Source organism: Microbacterium sp. AR7-10 (assembly GCF_001878835.1).
GTDB lineage: Bacteria > Actinomycetota > Actinomycetes > Actinomycetales > Microbacteriaceae > Microbacterium > Microbacterium commune.
Window position 1 is genome coordinate 67,577 of the sequence record NZ_MJIR01000102.1, and the last position, 26,897, is coordinate 94,473.

Sequence of the window (26,897 nt, forward strand, 5' to 3'; positions counted from 1 at the left end):
GCCGGCGCCGATCAGAGCTGGTCGCCGGAGACGGCGAAGGTGTCGCAGACGCCGAGGCCGTTCTTGTAGCCGTTGGCGAACCACGCCTGGCGCTGCTCGCTGGTGCCGTGCGTGAAGCTCTCGGGGTTGACCCGACCCGCCTGCTGCTCCTGGATGTTGTCGTCGCCGACGGTGAACGCGGCGTTCAGGGCGTCGGTGATCTGCGCCTCGGTCGGCTTCTGGAGGTACGCGACGCCGTTCTCGTCCTTCTGCGCGGTGACATCACCCAGCCAGGCGCCCGCGTAGCAGTCGGCCTGCAGCTCGGTGCGCACGCCGTTGCTGTCGGGTCCGGTGCCGTTGTTCGGATACTTCTCCATCGTGCCGGTGATGTTCTGGATGTGGTGGCCCCACTCGTGTCCGACGATGTACAGCTGGGAGAGCTCGCCGGCGGACGCGCCGAACTGATCCCGCATGAGCTGGAAGAACGTCGGGTCGATGTAGACGCCCTGCTCGGGCGGGCAGTAGAACGGCCCGACGGCGTTCGAGGCGGTGCCGCACTGGGTGGAGGTCGCGCCGTCGACCACGGTCATCGTCGGCGGCTGGTAGCCGTCGACGTGCTGCTGCCAGTAGTCGTCGAGAAGCACCTGCGCACCCGCCATGCGGCAGTCGTCGTTCGTGTTCGCGTCCTGCCCGGTGTCGCACTCGGACAGCGCCTCACCGCTCGAGGCGGGTTCGTTCCCGCCGCCGGGCGCCCCGCCGACCAGGCCCGTGAGATCGGGACCGCCGAGCATGGCCACGACGAGCGCGACGAGACCGAGAACACCTGCTCCACCACCGGCGATCGCGGCACCCCGCCCACGACGGCGAGTGGTGTTGCCCGAGATGTCGGCATCCGGATTGAAAGTCATGCTGAAAAGGTAGCGCTCCGCGACGTCCGACGACGAGGGCTTGACGAAGCGGCCCCCGGCGGCCATCTGCGCACGAAGCGAGGCCTATGCTCGGGTCATGGCGACGACGATCACGATCACAGGTGCCGGCGGACAGATCGGCTACGCCCTTCTCTTCCGCATCGCGGCGGGAGACATGCTCGGACCGGACGAGCACGTCAGGCTGCGGCTGCTCGAGATCCCCCAGGGGCTGCGCGCGGCGGAGGGCGCGGCGCTCGAGCTGCAGGACGGCGCGTTCGAGCTGCTCGACGACGTGGAGGTGACGGACGACGCCGAGGTCGGGTTCGACGGCGCGAACCTCGCGCTGCTCGTCGGCGCGCGTCCGCGCGGACCCGGCATGGAACGCGGCGACCTGCTCGCCGCCAACGGAGGTATCTTCGGCCCGCAGGGCCGCGCGATCGCAGCGGCCGCGGCATCCGACATCCGTGTCACGGTTGTCGGCAATCCCGCCAACACGAACGCGCTGATCGCCTCCTCGTCGGCCGACGGCGTTCCCGCCGAACGGTTCACGGCGCTCACGCGCCTCGACGAGAATCGCGCCCGCGCGCAGCTCGCCGAGACGCTCGACGCACCGGTCGCCCTCGTGCGCCGCGTGCCGATCTGGGGCAATCATTCGGCCACGCAGTTCCCCGACATCTCGCACGCGACGATCGACGGCGCGCCGGTCGCCGAACGTCTCGAGGCGGCTGTGGGAGACGTGCGCGCGTGGCAGGAGCAGACGTTCATCCCCCGGGTGGCGAAGCGCGGCGCCGAGATCATCGAGGTGCGCGGGTCGTCGTCGGTGGCGTCCGCGGCGAGCGCGACCATCGATCACGTGCGCGACTGGGTGCACGGCAGCGACGACTGGACCAGCGCGGGCGTCGTCTCACGTGGCGAGTACGGTGTTCCGGAGGGACTGATCTCGTCGTTCCCGGTGCGTTCGTCCGGCGGAGCGTGGCAGATCGTCGAGGGCCTGGAGCTGGATGCCTGGGCCCGGGCTCGCGTCGACGCATCGGTGGCCGAGCTCGTCGACGAGCGCGAGACGGTGCACTCGCTCGGCCTCATCTGAGCGCCCGCTCCGCCTCCCGGAGTGCGGACGCCGCCGATGCCGGTCTCGGGCAGAATGGATGCCGGAGGTGCGGCGATGACCGATGCGATGAACCCGACGGGTGGCGAGGCGGAGATTGCGCTGACCAGTCCGCTGCATCTGCCGCATGCCGCCGCGAACTGCCCGAAGTGCCTGGCGGACGATGATCACGGATGGTGGTCGGCCCGACCGGAGGGAACACGTCTGGTGGGGCTCGTCGTCGCGCGCGACGGAATGCCGTCGGTGACTCAGCAGCGCGATGACCTCACCCGGTTCGGCGTGCCCATCGAGGGCTTCCGCCACCCCGCCCCGGAGATCCTGGAGAGCTGGGGCGACCGCCTGGCACGGCTGATCGAGACGCTGCGCCCGGGTGACGTGCTCGTCGTGGCGAATGTGCACGCTCTGGGTCGCGACCGCGATGAGGAGTCGCGCACGATCTCCGACCTGCGCCGGCGCGGCATCATGGTGAAGGTGCTCGGGCATCACGCCCGGCATCTCGCAGACGCCGAGACGCCGCCCGTCTGACGTCGCCCGAAGCTCAGCGCCGACGTCAGGGCCTGATCACTCCGCCGGAATCCAGGTGAGGGTGGACACGCACAGGTCGAACAGTGCCTTCATCTGCAGCAGCGGTGGGTCGTCGGCGGGTACATCCGCTCCGCGCAGCAGGACGAGGGTCATCAGCAGCGCGCGTCGACGTCCGCTGCCGGGAACCGGAGTGAGATAGGCGACGGTCGTGACGCGCAGCTGCTCGCCGTCGAGCATGTCGGTCGTCTCCCGTTCCATGCGCATGATGCGCTTGTCCCCGAGCAGGGGCGTGGCGCCGTCGGCGAGGATGGCCGCCCGCACGTACGAGTCGAGCGTCTGGCCGGCCTCGGCGTGCTGGACGCTCGCGGTGAGCGATGCCGGGAGATATGCACTCTCGGGCGCCTCGTCCGCCGGCGTGAACATCGCCAAGGTCGACACCTTGCGCATCTGGGTGAACGCCTGGTCCACCATCACCCGCAGGCGGGCGAGGAGGTCGGGGCGGTGCGCCTGCATCGTGCGCGTGCGGATCTTCGCCAGCATCCGCTCCTGCTCGTCCTCGTCGACGCCGCGACGCACCCAGCCGGGCGGCAGCACGAGAGAGAAGTCGGGGTCGGGTTTGCCGCCGAGCAGCTCGCGCAGGCCCACGCGCGTCGCGGAGCCGTGTGGGACGTCGGTCACGGCGTGCTCCTTCGGATCGGGTCGAGCGTGAACAGGGTGCCCAGCGGCGCGGCCAGCGCCTGCTCCAGCGCGGCGTCGTCGAGAAAACCGCGTTCGCGCAGGATCTGCAGGGCGGTGTCGCGGTCATGCTGGATGGAGCCGCGCTGGTCGGCGGGCAGCGCGGCGACTGCCCGCGCCGCGCGTTCGCGGTCTGTGATGGTCACGGGTCGGGTTGACTCGGGGGCCGCCTCAGCGGCGCGAACCCGGAAGCGCAGCAGCACGGCCACGGCGAGCAGCGCGCCGAGCGCGAGAGCGCCCCAGACAGGTATGAGCATGACCTGATCGAGCCGGTAGCCGTCGCGCGCGGCCACGGTCGGCATGCTGGCCGAGGCGAAGCCGGCGGCGATGGCGCTGACGACCGCGATGCCGCACACCAGGCCCGACCAGCGGGCGCCGCTGCGCAGCCACAGCAGTCCGGTGACGAGCAGCATGACCGCCCCGACGGCGAACGCGGCAGCGGCCACGGGAACCGAGGTCGCCGCCGGCACCCGGTCGATGAGATACGACTCGGCGCCCAGCACCGCCATGCCGGCGACAGGAGCGATCACGCCGGTGATCGCCAGCACCGCCAGCACCGCAGTGGAGCCGCGCTGTGCCGGGCTCGGCGTGCGCCGGGTGAGGATCTCGGCGACCGCCGCGCCGTCGCTGCCGAACGTCGCCACAAGGTCGGGATGCTCTTGAAAGGCCACCGCCTCCAGCATCCCGAGCCGCGGCTCCTCGGCGGCCGAGCGCGCGCGGGCCCAGGATCGTGCGTCCGGGTGAGTGAGCGTCATGATGCGGTCAGGCTATCAACCCAGGTGTCGGCGTGCTGCGCTTCCAGCAGGCGCGGTGCGCGCGCCCGGCGGGTGCGCTCGTCGGGGCCCACGAGCTGCAGCGATGCCGTGAACGCCTGGATCGACGGCGAGACGATGCCCAGCAGGTCCGCGAAGGTGGGTTCGACCGACACGATCACCACGACGTCGTCGTCGAACGCGAAGACGATGTCGTAGCCGAGCGCGTCGGCGTCGCCGATCCGCTCGGCTCGTGGCACGAGCACGCCCGGCCCCAGCCCCTCGGACTCGAACAGGATGCCGTCACCGGGTCCTGGCGGCTCGCCGTCGCCTCGCGCCATCACGACGTGCACGAAGACGCAGACCGGATGCTGCGCCGGCCACACCTGGAAGGCGAGCGCGTCGTCGCTGCGCCGGTGCGCGAGCCCGGCGCGCAGGATCTCGCGAACGAGCGGCTCGGCATCCGGGGTCCAGTGCTGGGCCCATGCCGTCTGCAGCAGCGCGGTGTTCTCGCCCACCCATGCCGCGGCCTCGGCGGAGGTCTCGAACGCAGGCAGGGCGAGCCAGCCGGCGTCCAGCGAGGTGCCGGTGATGCGCCAGGTGCCGGGCGCCCACCCGGAGGGGAACGAGATCACAGCACTGCTCCCAGCCATGGCACGCGCTTGCTGATCGCCTGATCGCCGTGCCCGGTCCAGTTCGCGATCTTGTCGGTCATCTTGATCGGCCCGGCGATCATCATGTGCGTGAACTCCCACGCGGCCGGCACGGTGGTCGAACGCGCCCAGCCCTGCGAGCCCGCCGTCATGGTCTCGACCATCCCGGTGAGCTTCGTGGTGTCCTTGCCGAGCAGGAAGCGGCTGAACACGTCGCCGACGCCGGCCGGGTTGTTCAGCTGCCAGAACGTGCGCCCGCTCTGCACGAGCCCGCTCATGCCGCCGCCCGCGAACCGCCCCGCCATGGTGACGCTGCGCAGCTGCGCTCCAGCGGCGCTCCACGTGGCGGGTTTGAAGGCGGCGAAGGTGTCGCCGGCGAAGCTGAGCACGCCGCTTCGGCCCTGGAAGAGCTTTCCCGCGCTGCCGAACGGGATCACGCCGACGATCGCGAGTGCGAGGTCCGGCCCGCTCGCATCGTCGCGGAAGAACTGGTAGGCGACCGCCGCCAGGGTCGCAACCGCGACGGCGGCGCTGATCGCGGCGATCACGGGGCCCCCGATGACGATGGCGGCGACGGCGAGCACGGTGCCCGCCGCCTGCAGCACCTGGACGAACACGGCGACGCCGCCGTCGATGTCGTCCCAGGCGCTGTCTTCGATCTTGCCGTCGAAGGCGTCTTCGATCCGGTCGGCGGTGCTGTCGAAGACCTCCTCCCACGAGTCGACGTCGGTGTCGAAGTCCTTCAGGGCGCTCTGGTACTCGTCGTGCAGCCGTTGCTTCTCGCGGTCCTCGGCCTCATTCTGCTCGCCCATGCTCTGCTTCTCGTCGTCGCTGCGCCACGGAGCAGGCTCCGCCCAGAAGGGCCGGTCGAGGTATCCGGGAGCCGCGTCATATGCGGCTCGTGCCTCTTCGCACGTGCGCACGCGCACGAGGATGCGCGGCTGGTATTCGCCGAGCGCGTCGGCGTACTCGACGAGGATGGGGCCGGTCGGCTGGTAGAGGGCGGCGGCGCGACCCAATTCGATGTGGGTGTCGCCGACGATCTCCTGCAGCTTCTCGACGGCCTTGCCCTTCATCCCCGATGCCTGGTCGGCCAATCGCCGCAGGAACGCGGCGCTGGTCTGCATCTGCTCGCCCAGCGTCGTGATCTCGGTTCCGCGCGCCCGGATCGCGCCTGACTCGCCCTCGAGTGCGACGACCTGGCGTCCCTTGGGTGAAAGCATGTCCGTCTCCCGTCACCGCGCCGACGCGGGGGCGTGTGCGGCCGGGCGCGCCTCGCTCTGCGCGCCGGTCACATCGATCTCCATCTGGGAAGCGGTCTCGACATCCCAGTCCCGCAGTCCGTCGAGCACGCCCTGCACATGCTTCTGCACCTTGTCGATGTCGGTGCTGAGCTCGGTGCGCTTGTCGTCCCAGCGGCTCTCGAAGTCGTGCACCCGGCGACCCAGCTTGGTCTTGCCGTAGGGCGACCCGATCGCCTCCTGGACCGCGGCGGTGCGCGATGCCGCGTCGGTCAGCTCCTGCACGATCGACTTCAGCTGGTCGTTGACCTCGCTCAGCTCGGTGTAGCGGACCCAGATCCCATCGGCCATTGCGACCCCTCCCGTCGTGTCGACCCCTGGTGAAACAGAACAGGGGCCGACCGATCATCGGTCGGCCCCTCGGGACTGCGTGCGCGGACTCAGCCGCCGGCGAGCTGCTGATCCAGATCCTGGATCGCGCGCATCATGCCCAGCAGCGACTCCGACATGTCGTTGATGCCGTCCACCGCGGTCTTCAGACCCGTGGTCAGCTCACCGTAGCCCTCACCGAACTTGCCCGACGCGTGCTGCGTCTTGAAGTCCTCACCCAGCAGCGTGTCCACCTGCCCCTTCAGGGTGTCCAGCTGCCCCTGAATGTCATCACGAGCCTGCGACAGCGACGACGCCACCTGCTCCATCTCCGCATAAGACGCACCGAAATCGGCCATCGTCAACACCTCCGAAAATCATCCGAACCGGACCACCCCGGCCCGACACCCCCAAGCTACAAGATGCCCGCACCACCGAGCCATGGGGACAACTCCCCATCGTCAGGACGGCGTCGACACCAGCCGCACTGCGGCGAAGAGGTCGCGCAGATCGTCGAGCGCGAGGGCGAGCACGCCGGGCTCATGGGTCAGCAGGTCCACGACGACCATCATCCCGGCCTGGTCGCCGAGGAATCGGCCGCAGACGACCGGATCCTGCTCGTCGCCGATGAGCACCGCCAGGACCGAGCGGTCATAGCCTTCGACCTCTGTTCGGCTGACCGTCTGCACGAGAAGCCCCAGCCCTGCGTCAGCGAGGGCGACGAGGTCATCCACCTCCGACGCTCCTGGGCTCACGTACACGTGCGCGACATGCGGTCGAGCCAGATCTCCCAGCCACAGCAGCCGCGCCTGGGCGCCGGGGAGGGGCGGCGCAACCGCCTGCAGTTCCCGCAGCGCCGCTGCGAAGGAAGCCCGGCCGCCGTCGTCTGGCAGCACGTCCCCGATCTGAGCAGCCCACTCCTCGACGTCCGGCCAGGGACCTTCCGGGAAGGCGAGCGGGACGGGCAGCCACGATTCGAGCGCCTCGATGGAGAGCGCGTTCATCGCCATCGGAAGGTCTCCATGATGGTGTCGACGAGCTCGACGCTGCCCTCGATCACATCGGGTTCGACGTCATCGGGGTGAGGCAGCACGGCGATGAAGACCAGACCCAGCCGCGCCTGCGGAACGGGTGCAGGGAATGCGTAGCCGAGAGTGACGGTGCGGACCTCCGCGAGCTCACCGGATCCGCTGTGCGAGCTGCGCCACCGGAGGATCTCGCTGAGCGGGGTGGAGACCTTCTCGGGGACGACGCCGAACCGGTTGCGCACCTCGGTCTCGAAGTCGGTTCCGACCGAGCCCGCCACCTTGCGCGCGGCGATCGAGATCGGCGGCCGCCACTCGTTCGTCTCCTGGTCGGGCAGGTACACGGCGAATGCCTTCGTACGCTCGAGCTGCTTCCACTGCTCCGAGATCAGCAGCCGCATCTGCACGTCGAGATCGGGACGGCCGATCGCCTTCATCCGGGCGACGGCCTTGGCCTGGAATGCGGCCTTGCCGTCGGCATCCACTCGGTAGCGGCTCCACCCGCTCGGCATCAGGATCGAGTAGCCCCGGGGATCGTCCTGCGTGGGCTGCGGCGCGCTCACACGTATCCCTCGGGGAGCGTGTCCGCCTGGCGTCTGCGCTCGTACTCGGGGACGAAGCGGATCGCGGTGATCGCCAGAGGGATCAGCGCCACGACGTCGACGATGAGGGCGACGAGGAGGTTCGGGTCATCCTCAACCGTCTGAGCCGCGAAGAAGAACAGCGCGGTGACGCAGGATGCCAGCACGGGACCGAGCAGGCCGACGACGCTGCGCGCGTCGAGCATCTCGGTGCCGACGCAGTACACGGCGGAGCCGATGGCGAGCAGCCCGGCCAGTACGAGAAGCAGCCAGCCCGGAACCGGAACGACGGGGAACAGAAGGATCTGGTCATAGGGCGCGGACTGGTCGCGCAGGACCTGTCCACCGGTCCAGATCAGCGATGCGATGAGGAAGAGGATCAGCAGCACCGGCTGCACGAGCGCGATCAGCACCACCGTCGTGCGAAGCCGGGCGCGTCGAACAGTCTCATGGGGAAGTGCCTGCACGCGCGTCAGCCTACCCGCACACCGGAGAGCACGGGGATCTCAGGCGACCAGCCCGCGAGCTGAGCGATGTCGTTCGCGGTGAAGCCGGTCCACAGACCGGTGTTGAGGATCTGCGTCGGCAGTCCAGGCAGCGAGCGCGAGATGCCGGATATGGTCTGCTGCACCCCCGGGTTGGTCGCCCACTGCGAGGTGCGCATGCTCTGCAGGAACGTCTGCACCTGCACCGCCTCGGTGCCGCCCATGGGGATGGCCCGGAGCGGGTTGACGAACATGCTCGGAGCGGGCAGGCCCGCTCGCGCCACCGCCGGCGCGCGCAGCCATGTGAACGCGTTTCCGATCGCACGAAGGGGGTGGAAGATGGGGATCCGGAACGGCGTCAGCGGAATCGACAGGCGGGTCACCACCGAGGGCAGGCCGCTGCGGATAGCGGTGACGACCGCACCTCGGCCGGCGCTCATCGCCGAGCCGAGCGTCGGAAGCCCGCGGGAGAGCACCTTCCCGATGCCGAACGGAAGAAGACCGACGGCGGCCAGTGCCACATCCCCCAGGGATGCCCTCCCGAACGCGAACTTGAGCACGTTGAGGGCCAGCACGGCGGCGGAGAGGGCGAGGATGATCCCGCCGAGCAGTCCGGTCAGCGGAGCCCCGATCACCAGCGCGATGACCGACAGGACGAGCAGGACCACGGCGAGGACGTCCAGGACGGCATCCACGGACTCCCAGAAGCCGTCATTGTTGCCGGCTGTCTCGTAGGCCTTCTCGATGGACTCGACGGCATCGTCGTATGCGTCCGACCATGTCTCGAAGGTGTCGTCGAATGCGGTCCACATCGCATCCCGATGCCGCTCGGCCGATCCGAGGGTCGCGGCGGCAGCGCTGACGTCTCCGGCGGCCGCGTCCACCTCACTCTGTTCGGGATCGTCCTCCCAAGGCATCACGCGCTCGAGCGATCGCTGCCGACCGACGGCGTCTTCGTGCGAGCTCTGAGCGTTCTGATACGCGTTCTCCGCGTCGCGGACGTCGTCCTCGTTCGCGCGCAGCCAGCTCTGGGCCGCTTCGAGCGCTTCGGCGTAGATGCGCAGCGCCTTGCCGGTGTCCGTGTACCGCACGGCCGCGGCCGACAGGTCCACCGCGGTCTCGGAAGCCATCTCCGCGAGCTTGTCGGTGCCCTTGCTCTTGTGCACCGAGGAATCGCCGATCGCGGTGAGCTCACCCGCCGTCTCATTCATCTGTGTGCCGAGCGTGACCCAGTTGTCGCCTCTGCTCCAGATCTGTGAGGCGGATCCGGCGAGCTGGCGCAGTTCGACGTCGGTGTTCGGAGATCGCATCACTGGATCCTCGCGATCCGGGCGCTGGTGGTCTGCTCAGAGCCGGCGCTCTCGAGCTCGGCAGCGGTCTCGGTGTCCCACTGGTCCCAGTTGTCGACGATCGACGTGAGCTGGTCGCGGATCGAGCCGAGATTCTCGTTCAACTTGTCGCGCTTGCGGTTCCATGCCGACTCGAAGTCGCCGACCTTGTCGCGCAGTGACGAGCGGTCGTCGGGGCGATCGACCGCCTCCTCGAGATCGTTGTTGATCGCCGCCGCCTCGTCGAAGGCGGTGATGGCGGCGTTGAGGCCTGTCAGCGCCTCGCGGAGGCGAGCACGGTCGAGCATGATGTCCATCGGATTCCCCCATCGAAGGCGAGGACCGGCCTAGTCAGCCGGCCCTCGACGTCGAGTCTGTACTGGTTCTGGTGTGCGGACTCAGCCGCCGGCGAGCTGCTGATCCAGATCCTGGATCGCGCGCATCATGCCCAGCAGCGACTCCGACATGTCGTTGATGCCGTCCACCGCGGTCTTCAGACCCGTGGTCAGCTCACCGTAGCCCTCACCGAACTTGCCCGACGCGTGCTGCGTCTTGAAGTCCTCACCCAGCAGCGTGTCCACCTGCCCCTTCAGGGTGTCCAGCTGACCCTGAATGTCATCACGAGCCTGCGACAGCGACGACGCCACCTGCTCCATCTCCGCATAAGACGCACCGAAATCGGCCATCGTCAACACCTCCGGTAAATCGTTGAGTCCGGACCACCCCGGCCCGACATCACCAAGCTACAAGATGCGCGCACCACCGAGCCATGGGGACAACTCCCCATCGTCAGGACGGCGTCGACACCAGCCGCACTGCGGCCTGCGGCCTGCGGCCGCGCTTGCACGGCGCATCGCGAAGGTCCGCTCTCTCACGCCAGCGCATCCCCCTCGACCAGCGGCAGCTGCACCGTGACCTGGCGACCGGCCTGCACGAAGATGCCGCGACCCTCGGGGAAGTCGGTGCGCTTGACCTTGGGGAAAGGCACCTTGAACACCGCGTCGCCGTCGAACGAGTCAGGCTTGAGGATGACACCCTTGCGGCCGGCCTTGAAGTCGCCGATGAAGCCGAATCCGCTCGTGACCTGCGTCACGTCGGCGTCGCCGATGAGGAAGTGGTCGCTGCGGTTGACAGCCTGGAACAGCGCCTTCATCTCACGCTCGGCGGGGCTGTCTGCGAACTGCGGCACGTCTTCGACCACGATCATCACGCGCAGCGGGAGGGCGTCGTCCGCGATGAGCTCGGTGATCTCCTTCGCCAGCTCCTTCGCGTCGTCGGGTGTCACCGCGCTGCGGGTCCAGTCGGCGTACTCCTTCAGCTGCGAGCGGCGTCCGCCGAAGTGGAACAGCCTGACCTCCGGATCGAACCGGCGCATCGAGGTGATCATCGCCTTCAACGCGTTGGTCTTGCCGGCCAGCGGCGGCCCCGCCACCACGAACGTGCCGACGGGGTCGAAGTCGCGCGCCGACAGGGTGTCCTCGGCGACGCCGAGCACAGGGAACTCGCCCAGGCGTTCGGGCAGATCGCGCACCGAGAGCCGGGTCGGCAGCGCGCCGATCTCGGCGACCTCGCGCGCTCCGGCCGCACGCAGCTCGGCCGCGAGCTTCTCGAGCAGCTTGGTCTGCTCGGCGACGTTGGGCGTGCCGCCCAGCGTGGCGATCTGGGTCTCCAGTCCGTCCATGATGGCGCGGCCCGGGGCGGAGCGCTCGTCGAGCACGTCCTTGGGCGCGTTCAGCATCGCGTACGCCGACTCGTCGGCCAGGCGCAGCACCACCCGTCGCGACACGTTCGCGCTCACGGCCGTGGGCACCGAGCCCGAGCGATCGGCGGTGGCGACCACGTGCACGCCCAGCGGGCGGCCCTCGCCGAGGATGCGCATGAACGTCTGGTAGAACGGCATCCGGGCGGTGGTCGACTCCCACTCGGAGCGGAACTGCGGGAACCCGTCGATCAGGAAGAGGATGCGCGACTCGTCGCGGCCGGTGATCTCGCGGTACTCGGTGAGGCTGGCGGCGTTCGCCGCGCTGAACCGCTTGCCGCGGTCGTCGAGCACCCGGGCGAGCGAGCGCAGGATGCGCTGCACGCGCTCGGCGTCGTCGCCGGCGATGATCGACCCGACGTGCGGCAGCACCTCGAGGCTGCGCAGCGACCCCGAGCCGAAGTCGAGGCCGTACACCTCGACGCTGCTCTTCGGGTCGTGGCCGGCGGCGATGGCCAGGGTGCGCAGCACGGTCGACTTGCCCGATCCGCTCGTGCCGTACACGAGCAGCGAGCCGTCCCTGTCGGGCACGAAGTACGTCGGCTCCTGCAGCTGCCGTGCAGGCACGTCCATCTTGCCGAGCAGGATCTCTCCGTCGCCGCGCAGCGGCAGGTCGCGCAGGTCGACGGCCCGCTCGAGATCGTCGAGCCAGGGTCGGCGCGGCGCCGGGATACCCGCCTGCGCGGACGCCTTCACCAGCGTCGCGACGATGCGCTTCTGGTCGGTGGGACCGAGGTCCTCATCGTGCGAGTCGGACTCCGGAGCCTGCTCGGCTTCCCAGAGCTGGGTCGAACCGAAACGCAGCTCGGCGATCTTCACCTCGGCGACCTGCGCCTCGTCGGTGGTCCACCCGCCGGCGTACGCCGACTGGAAGGGCACGAGACGCCCCGGTCCGGTCTTGGCGATGCCGCGACCGGGGATCGACGGCGGGAAGGATGCCGCGATCGGGTCGTCCACGACGTCCTTCGAGTCGGACTCGTCGGCCATCCGCAGAGCCACGCGCAGGTTCGTGTTGGCGCGCAGATTGTCCTTGATCACACCGGCGGGCCGCTGCGTGGCCATGATCAGGTGGATGCCGAGCGAGCGCCCGCGCTGGGCGATGTCGACCACGCCGTCCACGAACTCGGGCACCTCGCCGGCGAGTGCGGCGAACTCGTCGATCACGAGCACGAGCGCGGGCGGGGTGTCGGGATCGCGGCGCTTCTCGAGCTCGAGCAGGTCCTTGGCCTTCTTGCGGTTGAAGAGGTGCTCGCGATGGTGCAGCTCGGCGCGCAGGCTGGTGAGCGCCCGGCGCACGAGGTGCGGGCTGAGGTCTGTGACCAGGCCGACCGTGTGCGGCAGGTCGACGCAGTCGGCGAACGCCGATCCGCCCTTGTAGTCGACGAACAGGAACGTGACGCGGTCGGGACTGTGCGCTGCGGCCATGCCGAGCACCCACGCCTGCAGGAACTCGCTCTTCCCCGCGCCCGTGGTGCCGCCCACGAGGGCGTGCGGGCCCTGCGTGCGCAGGTCGAGGGTCATGGCATCCGTCTGCGACTGCCCGATGATCGCGCGCAGGTTGCCGGCCTTCTTCAGCCGCGACTGCGGGGTGCCGGAGCGGTCGATGATGGTGTTGTTCTGCCGCCAGCGGTCGATGACCGCGGTCGGGTCGGATGCCACCTCGCCGCCGACCAGCGAGAGGAACATCACCGAGTTCGGGATGTCGGAGGAGTCCTCGACGACCGTGCTCGAATCGACGACGGGAGCGAGGCGCTTCGCGAACATCGTCATGTACGCGTGCGACACGCCCTCGACCTGCACGCCGGTGTACGAGACGCCGTTGCGGACCGTACCGACGCGCGCGTTCTCGAGTCCGCCGGTGACGTCGATGAAGCTGCGGCATGCGGCCGGCAGCGCCTCGACGACGGGCGCGACGAAGAGCCCGTAGACGCCGACGTCGGCCCCTCGTTCGAGGATCTGGGTAAGCCGAGCGCGGTCGACGGGTGCGTCGTCGGTGATGATGACGAGCACGGCGGTCTGGCCGGGGAAGCTCGCCTCCTCTGCAGCGCGCTTCACGTCGGTGCCGAAGAGCGTGGGGTCCCAGTCGTCGCCGTAGGGAGGGCGGGGAGCGGATGCCGCCTTCGCCCGGCGCATGACGAGCTCTTCCAGCCCGTTCAGCAGCGCGGCGCCCGTCGATGCCGAGTCGGCCAGCGGCACGTCCTTGAACGGGTTGCGCTCACTCGAGGTGTGCGGCAGCCACTTCAGCCAGTCGAGCTCATTCGCCCAGCCCGGCTCGGTGATCGCCACGGTGACGAGCTCGTTGGGCGAGTGCATGCCGAACAGCTGCACGGCGAGCCCTCGCAGCGCGTCGCTGGCCGACGAGGTGGGGCCCGCGACGCCGATCGAGCCGACGCTCTGCAGCGACTCGAGGATCGGCACGTCGCTGATCATCCGGTAGCGGTCTTCGAGCCGGTCGACGCGCTCGACGTACTCGACCAGCGCCTCGGGCACCTCGGCGCGCTTGACCTTGGTGCGCGATTCGTCTTCGCAGGTGCCGAGGCGAACGGCGAGGAAGTTCCAGTGCTCGGGGCGCCGGGTCCACAGCATGGGACCCAGGCGCATCGACTCGTCGAAGACGATCGCCACGGCCGGCACCTCCGCCTGGCGCACCTCGCGCTCGCGCGGCTGGGCGTGGTAGAGCTTCTCCTCGAGGCGTTCGAACTGCTCCTCGAACGATTCCACCTCTTTGCGCAGTCGCTGACCGATGTGGGTCTTCTGCGAGATGTAGTTGCCGAACATCATCATCGGCGACATGACCATGATCAGCAGCGAACGCGGGTTGTCGAAGATGAAGAACATCGCCGCGCCGAGCAGGATCGGGGCGATCAGCATCGGCCACGGGAACAGCCGCTGCACCTGGTCCTTCGGGTACCGCGGCTCGTCGAGGTCGGCCCCGGTGTAGCGCTCCTCGACGCGCGGGCTGCGGTTGAACAGCAGTGCTCCGCCGCGTTCGAGCACGGGGTCGGCGGCGGCCGAGCCGTCGTAGTCGCTGACCAGGTGCACGACCAGCTCGCAGTCGCCGAGCGTGAACTTCTGGCCTGGGATGACTCTCAGCCGCTGCACGAGCCCGCCGTCGACGAGGATGCCGTTCGCGGAGTTCAGGTCGACGATCTCGACGAAGGTCGATGCCACCTCGATGCGCGCGTGTCGCTTCGAGACGAGCGGGTCGGTGAGCACCACGTCGTTGGAGGGGTCGCGGCCGATGAAGAAGTGTCCCACCGGCAGCGGGAACTCCTGCCCGGCGGCCGGCCCCGAGACGACCGTCAGCAGTGCCGCCGCGCGGCTGGACAGCATCGCCGTGGCGGCGCGGTTGGGGCCGAGGTTGACGACCTCGGCGAGGAATCCCGAGCCGACCGGCGCGTCGCCGATCAGCAGGTCGGGGTTGAGGGTGATGAGCTCGTCGCTGGTGGGTGGGGCGACCGAGAGGCTGAGCACGTCGCCGCTGGATGCCACGACCGAGCGCTGCGGGTCGGTGCCGGCGATCTGCCCGGCGACGTCGGCGACCGTGGCCGTCGAGTCCGCCATGACGACGATGTCGGTCAGGGGGACACCCGGGCGCCGCAGCGTCAGCTTGATTCTCATCGGTTCTCCTGGTTGTCGACTGTCATGCCCGCTCGACGGTCAGCGTGCGGTCGCCGAAGCGGACCACGTCGCCGGCCTGCACGGGCACCGGATCGCCGGGGGTCAGGGGCAGGTCGGAGCCGTCGCGGACGACGGCGCTGCCGTTCGTGGATCCTCGGTCGACGACGAGGACTCCTCGTCGAGACGGGAGGATCGCGAGATGGGTCTTCGACACGGATCGGGTGTCGTCCGCCACGGCGACGAGCTGCACAGCGCCCTCCCCCGCGACCGGAGCCGGGGCGCGGCCGAGCAGCGTGGCACCGCGCACCTCGACGCGGCTTCCGTCGTCGAGACGCAGCACCGCGCGCACCGAGGGAACCCCGCCGGCTGCGGATGCCGTGGGCGCAGCCGCCGCGGGACTCGGCGCCGGCTCATCGGAGCCGGCTGCGCTCGGCGGTGTCGGCGCCGCAGGACTCGGGGCGAAGGAGTCGAGCAGCTGGCCGGCCACGAGGGGCGGCGGCACGGCATCCACCATTCCGGTCGGCGCGACGGCGGGCGCGAACGGCGTCGCGGCTGCCGGCGCGGCGGGCGTGGCTGCCGACGAGGACGGCACGCCGGGCGTGACGGGCGCGCCGGGCTGAGGCGGCGACATCCTGCGGTGGGCGCCGATCACGCCGCCCGACAGCCGTCCCGACGGGGTGTACTGGGCTGGAGCGTCTCGCTCGACCGGGGTGGCCAGGGAGGGAAGCGCGGGTCCGCTCGCGTGCTCGGTGATCCGCACCGACTTGCGGGCGATGCGCATGCGCTTCACGTCGTACGGGTTGAGCCCGCGGCGCACGTCGACCATCCACGTCGCACCCGCCTGGTCGAGCCAGCTGCGGCCGCGGCGTTCGGAGTCGAAGAAGGGCGACAGCGCCACCACGAGCAGCGGCCCGAGCAGCGGAAGCAGGAACGACAGCGACAGCACCAGGTAGCGCACGACCGCGCCGCGCCAGAAGCCGGGGCGTTCCAGGGTGCGGACGTTGACCGTACGCAGGCCGAAGACGGCCTTGCCCGCCGTCACTCCCTTCCGCCCGAGCAGCACGAGCTGCACCACGATGAACACGGTGGCGAGCACGTTGCCGACGGCGAGGGTGACGATCGGCCACACCAGTGCCCCGTCGGCCAGCATCGCGCCCGCATCACCGGCCCCGCTGAGGATCTCGGCGAGCGCCGGCGTCGCCACCAGCAGCGCCGGCAGGGCGAACAGCGCGAGCACGAGCAGCTCCGCCAGGGTCGCCATCGTCCGACGCCCGAAAGGCGCGGGCAGCAGGCCGAGGGATGCAGCGTATCCGGGGTCGGGGTGCCCGGTGGCATCGAGGCCCTCGATCTGCTTCTCGCCGTCGTCGATCTCCCAGATCAATCCAGCTCTCCTTCGGGTTCGCTCTGGGGCGCGTCCAGCATGGCGAGGTCCTCTCGCGTCACCAGTCGCGAGGCGATCGCGTGCTCCACGAGCCGCGCGCGCCGGTTCGTGGCGAAGCTGCGCTGACCGCCGCGCATGCCGGGCACACCGATCCGGTCGAGCTTGTCGCACACGTTGTCGAGCTTGCGATTGAAGCGCGTGACCGTCCAGCCCAGGCGCTGCGCCGCCTTGGCCGAGCTGGGGATCTCGCTCATCCCCGTTCCGTCGCGGCGCAGCTGCGGCTCGGCGAGGGCGAGGATGAGCAGCTTCTGACTCTCGGTCAGCGGCACCGCGCCGATCGTCGAGACGCCGTCGCCTTCGGCCTCGCGGCGCACCGCGCGGAACGGCGGCTCGGCGGAGTGCACGGTCATCTCGTAGGTGGTCGGTCCGGCGGTGAAGACGATCGTGGTCCGCTCGAACACCAGCGGCAGACGGGCGCCGGGTGCCAGCCAGGCCTGCACGCCGCCGGCCGAGTCCGTCACGGTCGCCGAGAGGCGGCTGCCGATGTTCGTGAGCCACCACAGACCGTCGTCGTGCGCGATCTCGAGGAAGTGACGGTGCAGGAAGAGGTTGTCGTCGAGTTCGAGATCGCCCTCCCTGCCCACGGTGAACGACGTCGAGGTGTCGACGGGGAAGTACTCTCCTGCGAACTCCACGGTCACAGCGGTCATCCGACGCACCCTCTCACTTCCTGCGCGGACCGACCATCAGCACGGACCAGGCTGACGTCGATGCACGTGCGGCCGGGGTGCGGCCCGTCGAGGGTCACGGTCGTCTTCTCCGTGGTCTGCGCCTGGAGGGTGCCGTCGAGCGTCACCTCGGCCCAGATGTACGAGTCGCCCTCTTCCGGGCTGGGGTTGCTCCACGTGAAGGTCACCGTGTCGCCGCTGCGGGTGCCGGTGACATCGTCGACCGGGGGGACGATGCCCGAGATGACGTCCTGCGGGGCGGGTTCCTCGCCATCGACCGGCGCAGCCGTGGACCGCGCCGCCGTGCTGAGGCTGCCGCCCAGCCAGATGCCGCCGCCGATCACGACGACGAGGGCCACCGCCGCGGCCCACAGCCACGGTGCCACGCGACGCCGGCCCGTGGGGAGCTTCTCTGCGGCGGACGCCGCCGCTGCCGTGTCCGCGGGCGCCAGAGGGGGGATGCTCGCGGCACTCGGCGTGCCGGGCGCACTCGGCGAGAGGACGGTCGGCGGCCGCAGCAGGGTGCGCTCGTCATCGTCCATGGGCGGTGCGGGTGCCGCAGGTGCCGATGCCCTCCGCACGGTGTGCTCTGCGGACTCCTGCGGCGCGGGGGTGTCGAATCGGGGCACCCCGATCATGCCTCCGCCGGCGAGCCGCGGCTCGGTCGCCGCCGACGGGCGGGTCGCCGCGGGGCTGTCCGGGCTGATCGACTGCACCTCCCGCACGCGGGTGAGGCCGTCGTCGTCGTCGCGCATCTCGTCGGCGGAGGGATGCTCGTCGACGATGTCGATGGGGGTGACGGAGTGCGCGAGTTCGATCTGCACCTTCTGCAGCGCCCGTGCGAAGGCCACCGCGCTCGGATAGCGATCGTCGGGGTTCTTCGCCATCGAGCGCGCGAGGGTCGCCTGCAGGCTGCCCGGCGAATCGGCGCGCGCGAGCACGGGAAGAGCCATCCGCTCGATGCGCTCGATGAGGTCGGCACTCGTGTTGCGCTCCCCCGGACGCTCGAACGGCGAGCGGCCGGCGAGCAGCGTGTACACCGTGGCGCCGAGCGCGTACACGTCGGTGCGCGGTCCGCTGCGCGGCGGCTCGGCGAACGACTCCGGCGGCGACCACGGGATCGACATGCCCGCAGCCTCGGTGACGGCGCCGGCGGTCGACGCGATCCCGAAGTCGGTGAGCGCGGGCCGGTTGTACTCGGTGACGAGGATGTTCGCCGGCTTGATGTCTCGATGCAGCACTCCGGCCCGGTGCGCGGTCTCGACGGCTCCGGCGACCTGGATGCCGACGCGCAGCGCTTCGGCGACCGAGAACGGCTCGCGACGCGCACGCGCCTGCAGGTTCGGTCGCGGGCAGTACTCCATCACGAGGTACGGCCGGCCGTCACCGGCGACCCCCGCCTGGTAGATCGTGACGATCGCCGGGTGGGTCGACAGCATGGCCATGACGTTCGCCTCGTCGGTGAACTCCTGGGCCGCCCCCGTGGTGATGCGGTCGGCGAGCAGCACCTTGACCGCCACCTTGCGGCGCGGCATCTCCTGCTCGTACAGGAAGACGTCGGCGAACCCGCCCGCTCCCAGCGGCTGCAGGTACGTGAAGCCGGGCAGCTGCGGCGGAGGCGACGGCGTGCGATTCATGTGAGTCCCTCGAAGGTGACGGTGACCCCGTCGCCGAGGTCGACGACGTCTCCGCTGAGCACGAGCGTGTGCTCGCCGGGGTGCAGGCGCACGGGGTCGGCGCCGGGGCGCAGCAGCGTCGAGCCGTTCGTGGTGTGCAGATCGATGACCACGACGGAATCGCCCTCGGGGCGGATCTCGAGGTGGCTGCGCGAGATGTCCTGCTGGGGGCTGTCGACAGCCACGAGATGCGGCAGGCTGTCGCCGCTCGCGCGTGTGGCGCGAGGGCGCCGTCCGATGATCACGACGCGATCGAGCGCGACCACCTGACCGGTCGACAGGCGGGCGGCCCCGTGGGCGACGGCCGAGTTCTCCACGGCCGGCAGCACCTCGGTCGGCGTGTCGGGCCCGGCGGTTCGTGCGGCCTGCCCTGGCGCCTCGCCGGCCTCGCGCATGCGCCGCAGTTCGGCGAGAGAGATGGTCGAACCGTCGTGGTCGCCCGCGGGCGCATCGGGGGCGGCGGCGGGGCCCCGCGGCACGGAATGCACGGTGGCGTCGAGGACGTCGTCGTCTGGAGAAGACGGCGGCGCGGGCGCGAAGGTGTACTCGGTGGGGACGAGGGTCGGGAATCCTGCGTCGACGGCGGGAGCATCCGGTGCGGCAGTCACGGGCATCGCCTCGGTCTGCACTGGATCGGCGTGCTCCGGGTCTCGGACGTCCGCCTCCCCTGCCGTCGCGTCGGCCTCGGCCGCCGGCGCGAGTCCAGCCGGTGCGAGATCAGGCTGCGCATCCGGTGCTTCTGCGGGGTCAGCCGCCGCGTCAGCCGGCGGCGTCACGCTGTCGGCCGGCGTCGCCTCGACGGGTTCCGCATCCGCCGGCGGCGTGACGACCGGAGCACTCACCTCGGCCGGCGCTGCCGCTGCCGTCTGCACGCCGGCACGCCCCTCCGCTGCGGGCAGGTCGTCGCCGGGGAACGCGACCGACGCCGCCAGCACCGTGCCGGAGCGCACGACGAGCGAGGTGGTCGACTGGCCGTCCTCGAGCGACACGAGGAAAGAACGCGGGTCGGTGATGTACCGCTCGGTCCAGGTGCTGATCTCAGCCCCGGAGACGACCTCGTCGCCCTCCGTGCCGGCCACGGTCACCGTGACGTCGCCGCGCACGGCGAGACGCGCGAAGCCGTCCCCGAGCAGGGCGACGACGAACGAGCCGAGCGACGCGATCCTGCCACCCGTGAGGACGTCGATGACCTCGGTCAGCTGGGGTGCGCCGTCGTGCATGAGCCCGGACAGGGCGGCGACCCTCTCGACCGGAGTGTCGCCCGGAACCGCGATCATGCCGTGCTGCTCCGCGATCACCTGCCAGCTGCCGGGTCGGTACGCGAACTGGTTCATCGAACCCCTCCATTCAACGATTCCCGCGGTCTGGTGTCGTCGTCGACGTCCGAGAGCACGATGGTTCCCGGCCGTGAGGCGACCGAGACGGCATCCACGACCACGACGGTGACGTTGTCGCGGCCGCCCGCCTGCACCGCGTCGGCGGTGAGCTGCGCGGCCGCACGCTGCGGATCGGGTTCGCTCTGCAGCACCTCACGGATGCGCGCTTCGCCGATCTCGGATGTCAGGCCGTCGGTGCAGATGAGCATCCGGTCGCCCCGCTCGGCGGGGAACAGCCAGAAGTCGGCGTCGCCCGTGCTGCCGGCGCCGATCGCACGCGTGATGATGTTGCGCCGGGAGTCGTGCGGTGCGTCTTCGGGACTCAGCTCACCCGAGTCCAGGAGCTCCTGGATCACCGAGTGGTCGACCGTGATGCGCTCCATCTCGCCGTCGGCGAGCCGGTACGTGCGCGAGTCGCCGATGTTGACCGCGAGCCAGTAGCCCAGCCCGTCTACCGACGAGATGACGACGCCGCTGAGGGTGGTGCCCGCACGCGACTCGCCGGACGTCGCGAGGTGCTCGACGACCTCGCGTGCCCTGGCCAGCGTCTGGCGGACGTCGTCGAGGCTGAGCGCCTCACGGCCCACGAGGGTCGCGAACTCGTCGACGACCGCGGCGCTCGCGCGCTCTCCCGCCTCGTGACCACCCATCCCGTCGGCGACGATGAAGACCGGTGCGGATGCCAGCTGCGCGTCCTCGTTGAGCACGCGGCGCCGCCCGGTGTGGGTCGCCGCGCCGGAGTTGACGAGCACGGGCGCGGTCATGCGAAGCCGCCGATCGTGAGGATGCGGTCGCCGATCTCGACGGCGTCGCCCAGGCGCAGCGGCACACGCTGTCCTGGCGGGCATGCGATGCGCACGCCTTCGCGCACGACCACGGTGCCGTTGGTCGACTGCCGATCCATGATCCAGCCGCCGGACGGCGCGGAGGCCGCCTCGAAGTGCGTCTTCGACAGCGACAGGGTCTCGTCGCGCACGGAGATGACCACCGCGCCCGGCTCCTGCTCGGGGTTGCGCCCGAACACGGTGCGCCCGGCCACCGTCACGCGCTGCCCGTCGTCCCAGGTGAACACGAGGCGGTGACCCGGGATGCTGATCCGCGTCGACTCGACGTCGTCGTCGGCGGTGGCCGGCGTGGCCGGCGCGGCTGGGGCAGGCGGTGCGGCCGGGGCAGGGGGTGCGGCCGGGGCGGGACCGGTGGGAGCCGGGGTGGAGATCGTCGGAGCCTGGGGCGGAACCGCCGGGGCTGCAGACGTCGCGGACCCGCCGGGCTGCGTCACCCCGGGGACGAACGAGATCAGCGGGTCGCCCGGCACATCGGCGCCGGGACGCGGAGCCGCGACCGTCTGGTCGGGTGCCTCGTCGGCCGCAGCCGTCGCAGCCGCCGGGGAGGGCCTGGGCGGCACGACCGTCTCGTCGACGGCATCCGGACGCAGCGCAGCGCTCGGCGCCGCGGACGCGGGGGGTGTCGCGACACCGGCGCGTGCGTCGGGCGCCGGTGGCCTCGGCGGCGAGGGGAGCGCGGTGGCCGTCGACGCGTCGGCCGCGGCGTCGCGTGCGGGCACGGCCGCGGCATCCAGCATCACGGCCCCGCCGACCTTGTCATGCCAGCCCTGATAGCGGCCGGATCCGTCGAAGAGCGGCGAGAACATCCCGACCACGAACGCACCCGTCACGGCGAAGACGACGTTGCGCAGGAGCGCACGCCAGAAGGTCACGGGCGCGAGGTCGGCCGCGCGGACGAGCCGGATGCGCTGCGCGCGCATGCCGATCGACCCGCGTCCGGTCTGCATGAGTGTGTAGATCACGAACCAGGCGAGGATCAGCAGGCCGAACACGCCCGACACCACCGCCACGGAGACCATCGCGCCGGCGGCCGACTCGGGGTCTCGCAGCGCGCCGACCGTCATGGTCACCGTGATGACCAGGGCGAGCATCGGCAGCACGGCGGCGATCAGCGCATCGATGATGTAGGCGATGACCCGTCGCGAGGTCGGCGCGACGTCGCCGGGGGGAATCGTCGTCATGGGGTCTCGCTCTCGGCCGTCGGGCTGTTCTTGTCGATGTTGCCAGGTTCACGGCGCACGCGGGCGGCCGCGGCGTCCCTGAGCTCTTGGACGCGTTCGCTCACCCTGCCGTTCCCGGTCAGCGAGCGCACGCTGAGCCGCGCCTTCATCCGCCCCCAGAAGGTGGTCGCGCTGCGCATGCCGTTCACCGCCTCGTCGACCTCGCGCCAGAACGCCTCGACCTCCTCGGCGGTCGGCTCGCCCGGCCCGAAGACCTGGCCGTCCGCGCGCTCGGCCAGCGTCGTGGCCGCGGGCAGAGGGAGGACGGATGCCACCACACCGGCCTCTTCGACACGGGTGCCGCCCGGGGGGATGCGCGCACCGTGATCGATCGCGCGATCGGTCAGCTCGTCCCAGCCGCCGCTGATCCGGTCGGAATGGCGCTGCGCGTTGCGGCGGGCGCGGCGTCTCGCCGCCTTCCACGCACCGATCACGATGAACGGCGATGCGAGCAGCAGCAGCACGCCGAGCGAGATCCCCGCGATCGCGAGGATCAGGCCGATGATGCCGAGCACGTTCAGGCTCTCGTCCTCCGCCTTGCGGTCGTCGGGCACCGTCGGCGGCAGATCCACCGGCTCCTGCGGCGGGGGTGGCGGCTGCAGCACCTGCGGCTTGGGATCGACGCGCGGCTTCGTGTTCTGGTCCTGTGGGACCTTGTCCTCGGGAGGCGTGGGGTCGAACGGGATCCATCCGAAGCCCTCGAACGCGATCTCGACCCAGGCGTGCACGTCGTCACCGGTCGCGGCGAAGACCGGCTCGTTCCTGCGACCGGCATCCGGGTAGTAGCCCATCACGACGCGCACCGGCATCCCGACCTCCTGCGCGGCCAGCGCCATGGCGACGGCGTACTGCTCGTCGTCGCCGATCATCTGATCTCCCCCGAGCAGAGTGCTGATCCGCTCGGCGGTGTGTCCTGCGCGCGAGAGCACCTCGCCCTCGAGACCGTGACTGAAGAACCCGCCCTCGGCGAAATACGTCTCGAGGGCCCTGGCCTGCTCGATGGGCGTCTCGGCGTCGGTCACGATGTCGGCCGCCGTCGCCGAGAGATCCTCGGGCGAGTACGACGAGACCTTCTGCTTGATGTTCGCGAACGGCGCGTCTTTGAGCTGCTCGTCGCCGACCTTCGGCGCGATGATCGCGTCGACGGTGTACGCGTCGCCCTTCTTCAGGCCTGCGGTGACGACCGTCGTGTCGGTCGCGGTGTTGCTGTACGCACTGCGGCGCAGCTCATCCGCACGCGGGCCGTCGAACGTGACGTCGTCGACGACCGTGGTGCCCGGCAGCCACACCCCGGAGTAGTCGGCGATCTCGAAACGCAGCCGCGCGGGCACGCCCTCGACACCGGTCGCCATGTCGCTGCGCAGGGGAAGGAAGGCGCTGGATGATCCGGGGCCGCCGTCGGTCACGTTGTAGACCACGCCGTCCCAGCCGTCCATCGCCGCCAGACGCACGCGTGCGTCCTCCGGCAGCCCGGTCACCGTGAACAGCGTCTTGGTCTTCTGGTCTCGGACCGTCTTGCGGAAGCCCTGCATCGGGCTCGCGTAGTCGCGGATGTTGAACGGGGGGATGATCGCGTCGCGGAACACGTGCCGCGGTGCGGAATCCGCGGCGATCGCATTCACTCCGGCACCGGCGCCGGCTGCGACCGCGACGACCGCAAGACCGCCGACGAGCCTGCGGGTGCGCATGTGCCTCGCGCGAGCCGGGTCCGCCTCGCTGACGTTGACCGCCGACGACTGCGGCGCCCACCAGGAGCGCAGCGACAGCCAGCCGGCGGCGACCGCCGCGATCGCGATCCCCTGCACGAGCGGGAAGGCCGCTGTCGGCACGCCCAGCGCGATCACCAGGAACAGCGCGGCGACGATCGGCAGCAGCGACCAGGCGAGATGACGCAGCCGCAGCGCGAGCGACGCCGCGACCACGCTCGCCACGAGGCCGATCAGGAAGGGCACGAGCAGGTGGCCGTCTGCGGCCGAGACCGGCGCCACGGTGGTCAGCAGCTGCTTCCACGACGTGATCACTCCCGTCGCCAGCCCGACCAGGGTGTCGATCGCGGGGATCACGCCGAGCAGCGCCGTGTGCGGCAGCGCGAGCGCACCGCCGAAGACGAAGTAGACCGCGACGGTCGCGCCGGTGATGATCAGGATTCCCCACCCGCGCCATGCGCACACGGCGGCGACGGCGAGCCCGAGGACGACCCCTCCGACGGCGGCGAGCAGGAAGCTCGGCCCGGCGAACGTGGTCCAGAAGCCGATGAGCGCGGCGATCAGCAGCATCCCGACGGCGACGAGGTCGAGAATCCAGCCGCGGCGCAGGCGGGACGAGGTGGTCATCGGAGCGGTCATGCGAGAACCCTCTGCAGTGCGGCGGGGAGCTGGTCGAGGGCGCCGACGGTCACGACATCCGCTTCGCCGATGCGGCGCAGCTCGGGTCGGTCGAGCCCCGAGCGGGCGACGACGGCGAGCGCACGCGCACCGAACGGCAGCCGAGCGCAGGCTCGGCGCAGATCCTCGACGTCGACGGCATCCCCGCACACGAGCACGACGACGCTGGCCAGCGGCATCGTGGCCGAGACCACGCCGGCCAGCTCGGCGATACCCCCCTCACGTGCCTTGGACTGCTCGACGGCCGAGAGCGAGTCGAGCAGCTGCTTGCCGGTGCCGGATGCCAGTTCGCGGCCCTGCACGCGCACGTCGACGCGCTGCGAGTCCTGCAGCGCGCGCAGCCCGATGGAGCCGGCGATCGAGATGCCGAGCTCGAACTCGTCGTCGTCGCGGTAGTCGCCGCGCGAGCGGGACAGACCGATCACGAAGTGCGACCGACGCGTCTCCTCGAACTGACGCACCATCATGGTGCCGGTGCGCGCCGTCGAGCGCCAGTGCACGTGGCGCAGGTCGTCGCCCGGCTGGTACTCGAGCAGCGCGTGGAACGACACGTCATCTCGCGAGAGATCCGTGGCGGGGAGGCCCTCGAGATCACGCAGGAAGCCGAGCGACTGGCCGCCGAACCGCACGGTGCGGGGATGCACGAACAGATCGACGGGGTCGTCGCGTCGGTGGGCGCGTTCGAACACCCCCAGGGGGTCGCCGCGCACGACGCTCACCGGCCCGACTTCGACCACACCACGGCGCTGCGTGGGGATGGCGAACAGCTCCTCGGCGCTCTGACCGGCGGCGAGGCGCTGGATCGAGAACTCCCCCCGGCCGGCGCCGACCGGCAGCACCACACGCGACGGGAGGATCGCTCGCGTGCCGCGGTTCTCGAGCTTCAACGCGCCGATCGCGCGCTCCCCCACCACGACCCGGGTGCGAGCCAGGTCGAGCGACACGTCGTACTGCGTGCGGCCGATGAGGAAGAGCGCGCAGATCACGAGCAGGAACGCCATCACCCAGGCGGCGACGACGAGCTCGCGCCAGCCCTGCACGGCACCGACGATCCAGAACAGCACGGTGAGTGCCATCAGCATCCATCCGAGCGGACGCACGACGCGTGCGGCCGTCTCAAGGTGCTGCAGGGCACGTCCGCCGAGCACGGCGGCGACATCGCGCCAGCCCGCCTGCTGCTCTGCGGAGGCCTTCCCCTCCGCCACCGTCGCCTGCGACATCAGACCGCGGCGCGGGCCTGCGGCGCTGCGACGTTCTCGAGCACCCGGCCGATCACGCTCTCGGCGGTCGTGCCCGCGAACTCGGCCTCGGCGTCGAGCAGCAGACGGTGCTGCCAGACGGGACGGGCGAGCGCCTTGATGTCGTCGGGCAGGACGTAGTGCCGGCCGTGCGCCGCGGCCCACACCTTCGCGATGCGGATCATCGCGATCGCACCGCGCACCGACACACCCAGACGGATGGCGGAATCGGCGCGGGTCGCCTCGGCGAGCTCGGCCGTGTAGCGCAGCACCGCAGGCTCGACGTGCACGCTCGCGCCCAGGTCGGCCATGTCGGCCACCGCACTCGTGGTGATCACCGCGGCCAGCCCGGCCGACGGGTTTCGCTGCGAGGCGCCGGCGAGGATCCGCTCGGCGACCTCCAGGTCGGGGTATCCGATCGACGTCTTGATCAGGAAGCGGTCGAGCTGAGCCTCGGGCAGCTTGTACGTTCCGGCCTGCTCGATCGGGTTCTGGGTGGCGATGACGAGGAACGGTCGCCCGGCCTCGTGGGTCACGCCGTCGACGGTGACCCGGGACTCCTCCATCACCTCGAGCAGCGCCGACTGGGTCTTGGGCGAGGCGCGGTTGATCTCGTCGGCCAGCACGATGGATGCGAAGATCGGGCCCCTGTGGAACTCGAAGCGGTGCTCACGCTGGTCGTAGATCGTCACGCCGGTGACATCGGACGGCAGCAGGTCGGGCGTGAACTGGATGCGCGAGCTGGTGCCCTGCACCGTGGCCGCCAGGGCCTTCGCGAGGCTGGTCTTGCCGGTGCCGGGCGCGTCCTCGAGCAGCACGTGCCCTTCGGCGAGCATCGCGGCGATGACGAGACCGACGACCTCGCTCTTGCCCTGCAGTGCCTTGTCGACGTTCTCGACGAGGCGGTGGAAGGTGCCCTGGAACCAGGCAGCCTGTTCGGGGGTCATGCTCATGCGTCGGTGTCCTTCTGTTCGTGCGTCGTG

25 protein-coding genes are annotated in these 26,897 nt (G+C 70.6%); 2 read left to right on the forward strand and 23 right to left on the reverse strand.

The window, feature by feature from the left end:
• Window positions 1-11: 11 nt before the first annotated feature.
• Window positions 12-887: a neutral zinc metallopeptidase gene (locus BFN01_RS13715; protein ID WP_071644937.1), complete on the reverse strand. Its 876-nt coding sequence runs from the start codon at window positions 885-887 to the stop codon at window positions 12-14.
• Window positions 888-984: 97 nt separating this feature from the next.
• On the opposite strand from BFN01_RS13715, the gene BFN01_RS13720 reads away from it, so the two are divergent.
• The gene (locus BFN01_RS13720) at window positions 985-1,974 is read left to right on the forward strand and encodes a malate dehydrogenase (RefSeq protein ID WP_071644893.1); all 990 of its coding nucleotides are present in this window, start codon (window positions 985-987) and stop codon (window positions 1,972-1,974) included.
• Window positions 1,975-2,049: 75 nt separating this feature from the next.
• On the forward strand, window positions 2,050-2,517 hold the full coding sequence (locus BFN01_RS13725; RefSeq protein WP_071644894.1) for a recombinase family protein: 468 nt from the start codon (window positions 2,050-2,052) through the stop codon (window positions 2,515-2,517).
• A gap of 36 nt (window positions 2,518-2,553) precedes the next feature.
• Here BFN01_RS13725 and BFN01_RS13730 read toward each other — a convergent pair whose 3' ends face one another.
• The 22 genes from BFN01_RS13730 to BFN01_RS13835 all read right to left on the reverse strand — a co-directional run bounded on the left by BFN01_RS13730 (window position 2,554) and on the right by BFN01_RS13835 (window position 26,867).
• Window positions 2,554-3,195 (reverse strand): hypothetical protein, encoded by a 642-nt coding sequence (locus tag BFN01_RS13730; protein WP_071644895.1) that lies wholly within the window; start codon window positions 3,193-3,195, stop codon window positions 2,554-2,556.
• Complete coding sequence (locus BFN01_RS13735) at window positions 3,192-4,007, reverse strand: hypothetical protein (RefSeq protein ID WP_143187256.1); 816 nt, start codon at window positions 4,005-4,007, stop codon at window positions 3,192-3,194. Before BFN01_RS13735 ends, BFN01_RS13730 begins: the two co-directional genes overlap by 4 nt.
• Entirely contained in the window at window positions 4,004-4,639 is a 636-nt protein-coding gene (locus BFN01_RS13740) for a hypothetical protein (protein ID WP_071644897.1), read from the reverse strand. Before BFN01_RS13740 ends, BFN01_RS13735 begins: the two co-directional genes overlap by 4 nt.
• Window positions 4,636-5,880 (reverse strand): hypothetical protein, encoded by a 1,245-nt coding sequence (locus BFN01_RS13745; RefSeq protein WP_071644898.1) that lies wholly within the window; start codon window positions 5,878-5,880, stop codon window positions 4,636-4,638. The genes BFN01_RS13740 and BFN01_RS13745 overlap by 4 nt, the downstream gene beginning before the upstream one ends.
• 12 nt (window positions 5,881-5,892) lie before the next feature.
• Complete coding sequence (locus BFN01_RS13750; RefSeq protein WP_071644899.1) at window positions 5,893-6,249, reverse strand: hypothetical protein; 357 nt, start codon at window positions 6,247-6,249, stop codon at window positions 5,893-5,895.
• A gap of 89 nt (window positions 6,250-6,338) precedes the next feature.
• Window positions 6,339-6,626, reverse strand: coding sequence for a WXG100 family type VII secretion target (locus BFN01_RS13755; protein ID WP_083428829.1), 288 nt, complete (start codon window positions 6,624-6,626; stop codon window positions 6,339-6,341).
• Window positions 6,627-6,728: 102 nt separating this feature from the next.
• Complete coding sequence (locus BFN01_RS15580) at window positions 6,729-7,277, reverse strand: hypothetical protein (RefSeq protein WP_071644900.1); 549 nt, start codon at window positions 7,275-7,277, stop codon at window positions 6,729-6,731.
• Window positions 7,268-7,855, reverse strand: a complete 588-nt coding sequence (locus BFN01_RS15585) for a hypothetical protein (RefSeq protein ID WP_071644901.1) — start codon at window positions 7,853-7,855, stop codon at window positions 7,268-7,270. The genes BFN01_RS15580 and BFN01_RS15585 overlap by 10 nt, the downstream gene beginning before the upstream one ends.
• Window positions 7,852-8,340, reverse strand: coding sequence for a hypothetical protein (locus tag BFN01_RS13770; RefSeq protein ID WP_143187258.1), 489 nt, complete (start codon window positions 8,338-8,340; stop codon window positions 7,852-7,854). Before BFN01_RS13770 ends, BFN01_RS15585 begins: the two co-directional genes overlap by 4 nt.
• 5 nt (window positions 8,341-8,345) lie before the next feature.
• The gene (locus tag BFN01_RS13775; protein ID WP_071644903.1) at window positions 8,346-9,668 is read right to left on the reverse strand and encodes a hypothetical protein; all 1,323 of its coding nucleotides are present in this window, start codon (window positions 9,666-9,668) and stop codon (window positions 8,346-8,348) included.
• A complete protein-coding gene (locus BFN01_RS13780) occupies window positions 9,668-10,003 on the reverse strand; it encodes a hypothetical protein (RefSeq protein WP_071644904.1) in 336 nt (111 codons plus the stop codon). Before BFN01_RS13780 ends, BFN01_RS13775 begins: the two co-directional genes overlap by 1 nt.
• A gap of 81 nt (window positions 10,004-10,084) precedes the next feature.
• Window positions 10,085-10,372: a WXG100 family type VII secretion target gene (locus BFN01_RS13785; protein ID WP_083428829.1), complete on the reverse strand. Its 288-nt coding sequence runs from the start codon at window positions 10,370-10,372 to the stop codon at window positions 10,085-10,087.
• A gap of 185 nt (window positions 10,373-10,557) precedes the next feature.
• Window positions 10,558-15,066, reverse strand: coding sequence for an FtsK/SpoIIIE domain-containing protein (locus tag BFN01_RS13790; RefSeq protein ID WP_071644905.1), 4,509 nt, complete (start codon window positions 15,064-15,066; stop codon window positions 10,558-10,560).
• 22 nt (window positions 15,067-15,088) lie between these two features.
• Entirely contained in the window at window positions 15,089-16,447 is a 1,359-nt protein-coding gene (locus BFN01_RS13795) for an RDD family protein (RefSeq protein ID WP_071644906.1), read from the reverse strand.
• Window positions 16,444-17,157: a hypothetical protein gene (locus BFN01_RS13800; protein ID WP_071644907.1), complete on the reverse strand. Its 714-nt coding sequence runs from the start codon at window positions 17,155-17,157 to the stop codon at window positions 16,444-16,446. The genes BFN01_RS13795 and BFN01_RS13800 overlap by 4 nt, the downstream gene beginning before the upstream one ends.
• Window positions 17,154-18,812 carry a serine/threonine-protein kinase gene (locus BFN01_RS13805; RefSeq protein WP_071644908.1) on the reverse strand — a complete coding sequence of 553 codons (1,659 nt, stop codon included), beginning with the start codon at window positions 18,810-18,812 and terminating at the stop codon, window positions 17,154-17,156. The genes BFN01_RS13800 and BFN01_RS13805 overlap by 4 nt, the downstream gene beginning before the upstream one ends.
• Window positions 18,809-20,185 carry an FHA domain-containing protein gene (locus BFN01_RS13810; RefSeq protein ID WP_071644909.1) on the reverse strand — a complete coding sequence of 459 codons (1,377 nt, stop codon included), beginning with the start codon at window positions 20,183-20,185 and terminating at the stop codon, window positions 18,809-18,811. The genes BFN01_RS13805 and BFN01_RS13810 overlap by 4 nt, the downstream gene beginning before the upstream one ends.
• A complete protein-coding gene (locus BFN01_RS13815; RefSeq protein WP_071644910.1) occupies window positions 20,182-20,991 on the reverse strand; it encodes a PP2C family serine/threonine-protein phosphatase in 810 nt (269 codons plus the stop codon). Before BFN01_RS13815 ends, BFN01_RS13810 begins: the two co-directional genes overlap by 4 nt.
• A complete protein-coding gene (locus tag BFN01_RS15990) occupies window positions 20,988-22,253 on the reverse strand; it encodes an RDD family protein (protein ID WP_071644911.1) in 1,266 nt (421 codons plus the stop codon). The genes BFN01_RS13815 and BFN01_RS15990 overlap by 4 nt, the downstream gene beginning before the upstream one ends.
• A complete protein-coding gene (locus BFN01_RS13825) occupies window positions 22,250-24,637 on the reverse strand; it encodes a transglutaminase domain-containing protein (RefSeq protein ID WP_071644912.1) in 2,388 nt (795 codons plus the stop codon). Before BFN01_RS13825 ends, BFN01_RS15990 begins: the two co-directional genes overlap by 4 nt.
• Complete coding sequence (locus BFN01_RS13830) at window positions 24,634-25,896, reverse strand: DUF58 domain-containing protein (protein WP_071644913.1); 1,263 nt, start codon at window positions 25,894-25,896, stop codon at window positions 24,634-24,636. Before BFN01_RS13830 ends, BFN01_RS13825 begins: the two co-directional genes overlap by 4 nt.
• On the reverse strand, window positions 25,896-26,867 hold the full coding sequence (locus BFN01_RS13835) for a MoxR family ATPase (protein WP_071644914.1): 972 nt from the start codon (window positions 26,865-26,867) through the stop codon (window positions 25,896-25,898). Before BFN01_RS13835 ends, BFN01_RS13830 begins: the two co-directional genes overlap by 1 nt.
• Window positions 26,868-26,897: the final 30 nt, after the last annotated feature.